Source organism: Alkalihalobacillus bogoriensis ATCC BAA-922, from assembly GCF_000621445.1.
GTDB lineage: Bacteria > Bacillota > Bacilli > Bacillales > Bacillaceae_F > Bacillus_AO > Bacillus_AO bogoriense.
In genome coordinates this window covers 1-4,732 of sequence record NZ_JHYI01000051.1, presented here as the reverse complement: position 1 = coordinate 4,732, position 4,732 = coordinate 1, and the positions used below count along the sequence as shown (strand labels likewise).

Below are 4,732 nucleotides of genomic sequence, written 5' to 3'. Positions count from 1 at the left end.
TATATATTATAGTGTATTATTTTGTTTTATAAAAAATACTTTATAGTATATAAATTACTATTATTTAAAAATAAATAAAAACACTTTATGATATATGTGTATTTTTGGAAGCACTTGGAAGCAGAGTACAAAAAAATATATAGTATATTTTTTCTTTATTTTATAATACTTTTAAAAGAATATATACATATATATTTTATGTTGTATATAGTATAAATTTTATTCTTTAAAAAATATGTATAAAATTTACATACATATATATTATTTTTTAAATTAAAATATAAATTATACTTTATACATACTATATATAAAAAAGAAGCTCTTTAAAGCTTCTTTTTTTTCTTCCTTTTATTTTCTCTATAAAAATTACTTATTTTTTATTATTTTTCTTTTCTTCTGCCATTTTCTTCTTTATCCAATCGTAATCTCCTAAAAATAATTCTTGATTTTTCTTATCATACCAATATTTTTGGTCTAACAGGTGCATATTATAAACAGAATTTATCCTATCGGATAAAATTTTATTTTCTTCTGCCATTCTTCTTACATTGGTCATATAGAAATATGATACCATTATAAAAGCTATTAAAAATCCTCCCAACGGAATATATAACAACCATAATTTCCAACTATCAAAAATCTTATTTACAAGGTCATTTATCGCATTACTTATAGCCTTTCCGTCTATATTCTCATATTCTTCTTTGATAGCCACTATTTCCTCTTTGATTTTCTTTAAATCAGGGCTTATATTTTCTACTTCTGAAAAAGTTTTCTCTATTTTTTCCAATCTTGCTGATGTGAGCTTTAATCTTTCCAAAACTTTATCAATTTCTTCTGCTTCATTTTTTAATTTACTTGCTCCCTCAAATAAATTTGCCATACAGTTCCTCCTTATAATTCCATTCCGTCTTTATCACGGCTTTGATTTTTTAAATGTTTTTTCCACAGATTTTCTTGTTCTTTTGGTTTATATCTTTCAAGCTCTTTTTTCTTATCTAATTCTTTAAAATGTTCCCTTAATTTTTCTGTATTAAATGCAGGGTGATGTATATGATTTTCTAAGCTGTCTAATCTAAATTTTGGCTTCTTACTTACTCTATGTTCTTCATCAACAGTTAAAGTAATATATTTTCTGTATTTTATAGAACCATCTTCTTTAACAGTTTCTCCCCAATCAATATCTACTCCTTTTTCTTTTAGAATTCTTGTAAAATCTTCTTTATTTTTTGCTTCTTCTCCTGCTTGAATTACTGCCAAAGATACTGTTACTATATCGCTTTGTTTTTCTCCTCTTAAAGCCTTTTCTATAGCTTCTCTTGTATGTCTTGATTTTGTTGTTACTTCTCCTATCTCTAAATTCTTCTCTTTTGGCTGTACAATTTCTAGTCCATATTCTTGGGCTAATTCATCTGCTCTATCTCTCCATCTATTAAACTCTTTTTCCTCATAATAGAACTTCTCTCCATTCTCAAAATTTACTGAATTTACTACGATATGATTATGGATATGTTTTCTGTCTGTATGTTGAGCTATAAAAACTTGATTTTCAGGGAAAATTTCTTCACATAATTTTACTGTCATTTCTAAGGCTCTTTCTTTATCAATTTCTCCTGGCTTAAAACTATGGGTAAAATGCTTATATTGTCTGTCCTCTAATTTATTATAATATTCCTTAATATCTTGGAAGTCTTTAAAGGCTTCTTTATAATCATTTGAACATTTAATTCCGACTGTATTTTCAGCTTTTTTTCCTACATAGTCTAAGACACCTTTTGAGCCACCTATATTTTTACTACTTTTATCTATCGCTTTAAAGATTGCCATAGGTCATCTAACTCCTTTTGAATTTCCCTAAAATCTGATATAGTTTTACTGTTACATTTTTTAGCTATTTGGTTAAGGTTATTTCCTATGCTTACTTTTAGTCTAAAAATATCTTTTAAATTCTCGTTTAATTCCTGAATATCTCCTAGCATATTTTTTCTTATTAAAACTCTTACAAATTCATTCTTTGTTACTCCATATAATTTAGCTTGAGTTTCAAGCAAATTATAATCTTCTTCATCTAATCTTAATGATAAATTTTTCTTCAAAAAATTTATACCTCCTTTCCCGCTTTTAGCAGGGGTTTTTAGGGGGACTGCAATCCCCCTAAACGAGCGTAAATGATGACAAATTGATTTATCAATTTGCCGTCATTTACAGTGTGCTCGCTTCCTTAATTTTACTTAATATATATTAAGTATACCTCTTATTTTTTGACTTGTCAAAAATTAATGGTATACTTTCAAAAAATAACTAAATTAAGGAAGGACTAGAAATTGTGCCCAAAATATACTATAATAATATTACTATAAATAATCTTTTTACAGGAGGTTTTAACTATGGAAGAACTTAACCAAGTACAAGAAAATTTAGAAACTACTAAACCAAAGAAAAAAATCAAGACTTCTGAGGAAATTAAGCAGGAACTTATTAACAAGAAAAAAGAGATTGAAAAAAAACTAAAAGAAATTGAGTTAAAAGAAGCTGAAAAGAAGCTAAAACCTCTTTTTAATCTTTTCATAAAAAATGCACAATTATTATCTGATGAAGATGTAGCTAGAATGGTTGCTCATTATAAAAATAAATTTACTGAAAAAAAAGAGGAAAGTAAGTAAATCTATAAAAAATTTTTGAAGCTTAAAAAAAATGACCTCGTAAAATCGTTTTTAACGCATTTTACGAGGTTATCTTGATGTTTTATACCTTTTATTTTTAAATCAAATTTAAGCTATTTAAAGGCTGTTTTAAGTATTTCTTTTTTTAAAATAATTCTAAGTTAGGTAAAAAATCATATTTTAGACAAATTTCATTAATTTTTTCTTCTGTTTCTGCTTCTTTTATTAATTTATTAAATTCAGATAAATTTCCTATATTTTTTGATTTTTTACTTTGCCTTATTATTAAGTTTTTTAATTTTATAACTTTTTTATCTTTTTCTCTTTTTTTATAAATATTTTTAGCCCATTCATAATTATGTATATTTACCAATTTTAATAATTCGTGAATATAATCTATTTTTCTCATTATTTTTTTATCTTCTTCAGACATATTTTCATCAAATTTATATCTCCAACTCATCTCTCTAAATAATCTATTTTTTCTAGCAAAAGGAATTTCTGAAAAATTTTTATAAAACTTAGGCTTTAAAGTTTCTAAAAATTGATGAGCTTCTTCCCAATATTTATATACAGTTGGTTTAGATAAACCTGTTTCTTTTATACATTTATATTTTGTTGCATTTTGATTAAATAATAAATAACTTATAACTTCGTCTTTTTTGGATTTTCTTCCATTATTATCTGTCCATTTTTTTCCTTGCCTTTTCATTCTTAAATCTCTAATCATTCTAATTTCTTCTAAATGGTCTTTTTGTTTTTGATAATTTCTCTTATTTGGAGGAATAGAAATACCTGTAACAACCTCTATATCTTTACGAGGAAAAGTCATATAACTTTCCTTATAGGCTTTTAAGGCGTCCTCTATATCTTCTTCTGTAAAATGATTATCCTGATTTCCTGTCTTACTTTCCATCTCCTCTAAGAATGAATATGCGTCGGCTTTTACCTCCTCATAAGGTATATCACATTTTAGTCCATACATAGCAAGGCTCATTATACAAAAATACCTGTGTCCCTCAACTACTTTTTCATTATCTGTAATAGTTCTTTTCCACCAATCATATAAATCTCTTTTAATATGCCATTTTTTACGAGATTTATCCCCTTTTACTATCCGTCTTTCATACCAATCAGGGTACTTTTCTTTCGCTTCTTTTAAAGTTAATTTTTTCGGAATATAAAGAGCTTTATTTATAATGTCTATTTCTGTATCTACTAATTTTCTTCTTCCTGTTACCCAATGATTAAGCCTTTCAACTGTATAAAGCTCTGAATTTTCTAAATAAAAGGCTCTTACTATTTCTCCGAATTTTGTTTTTGTTTCTGGTATTCTAAATCCCTGAAAAATCCCTTGATATTGTCTTTTCTTGACACTTGATGTGTAGCCGTTCCAAACCAAGTCTATTAACCCATACTTAAATCTTTTTAAAAGGATTTTGATATTATCAAAAAGAGCTATAGGTTTTTCAAGAATATAATATAAATGCAGCCCATTTCCTGAACTGACTATGATATTAGGTTTTGGCATAGCTCCTGATTTATATTGATAAAAAATATTTTCTATATGCTGTTTTTCCACTCCATCTAAGTCAATGGCAAAAGCATATAAAAATCTTGAATTTTTCGCCGTTCTGTTTCTTCCTATGTAACTGATGGGGCTTGTGATGACAAATTCCCTGTCTTTAATTTCTTCCAAAAAATTCAAATCATTAAAAATCATAAAATGTCTTGCTCTATCTTTTAAAATTTCTGTAGCTATTCCGTGATATTTATGATTTTGATGTTCTTGAGAAGCTCCCTCACATTCCTCTAAAGGCATTTCATCATTTCTACTATAAATTAATTCAAAGAATTTATAGACATTAATTTCAGTATATTGAAAATAAGGATTATATTTTAAATAACCATTTCTTAAATTATAAAGTTCTTTTTTCTTTTCTAAACCTGTCATAAAAAATCCCCCTAAAAGACACTATAGAGCCGTTATATTATCAATATATTTTTTTTACCTATTCTATAAAAAAATAAAAAGGACTAAAAATCCTCAACCAAATTATACTATAGAG

Annotated in this window: 5 protein-coding genes; 1 reads left to right on the top strand and 4 read right to left on the bottom strand. The window is 26.2% G+C overall.

The genetic code is table 11. The annotated features are described in order from the left end of the window. Window positions 1-370: 370 nt before the first annotated feature. Genes T323_RS0115690 through T323_RS0115680 form a run of 3 tightly spaced genes read right to left on the bottom strand, consistent with a single transcriptional unit; the run spans window position 371 to window position 2,096 of the window. A complete protein-coding gene (locus tag T323_RS0115690) occupies window positions 371-883 on the bottom strand; it encodes a hypothetical protein (RefSeq protein WP_026674110.1) in 513 nt (170 codons plus the stop codon). 11 nt (window positions 884-894) lie between these two features. After that, the gene (locus T323_RS0115685; protein ID WP_026674109.1) at window positions 895-1,827 is read right to left on the bottom strand and encodes a relaxase/mobilization nuclease domain-containing protein; all 933 of its coding nucleotides are present in this window, start codon (window positions 1,825-1,827) and stop codon (window positions 895-897) included. Continuing rightward, a complete protein-coding gene (locus T323_RS0115680) occupies window positions 1,806-2,096 on the bottom strand; it encodes a plasmid mobilization protein (RefSeq protein WP_026674108.1) in 291 nt (96 codons plus the stop codon). The genes T323_RS0115685 and T323_RS0115680 overlap by 22 nt, the downstream gene beginning before the upstream one ends. A 291-nt stretch (window positions 2,097-2,387) precedes the next feature. On the opposite strand from T323_RS0115680, the gene T323_RS0115675 reads away from it, so the two are divergent. Then, complete coding sequence (locus T323_RS0115675) at window positions 2,388-2,663, top strand: hypothetical protein (protein ID WP_026674107.1); 276 nt, start codon at window positions 2,388-2,390, stop codon at window positions 2,661-2,663. A gap of 145 nt (window positions 2,664-2,808) precedes the next feature. Here T323_RS0115675 and T323_RS26930 read toward each other — a convergent pair whose 3' ends face one another. Continuing rightward, a complete protein-coding gene (locus T323_RS26930; RefSeq protein ID WP_051556566.1) occupies window positions 2,809-4,617 on the bottom strand; it encodes a hypothetical protein in 1,809 nt (602 codons plus the stop codon). Window positions 4,618-4,732: the final 115 nt, after the last annotated feature.

Bases quoted from the DNA above. Each gene is read 5' to 3' on its own strand.
- T323_RS0115690 (WP_026674110.1), bottom strand. From the start codon at position 883: ATGGCAAATTTATTTGAGGGAGCAAGTAAATTAAAAAATGAAGCAGAA.
- T323_RS0115685 (WP_026674109.1), bottom strand. From the start codon at position 1,827: ATGGCAATCTTTAAAGCGATAGATAAAAGTAGTAAAAATATAGGTGGC.
- T323_RS0115675 (WP_026674107.1), top strand. From the start codon at position 2,388: ATGGAAGAACTTAACCAAGTACAAGAAAATTTAGAAACTACTAAACCA.
- T323_RS26930 (WP_051556566.1), bottom strand. From the start codon at position 4,617: ATGACAGGTTTAGAAAAGAAAAAAGAACTTTATAATTTAAGAAATGGT.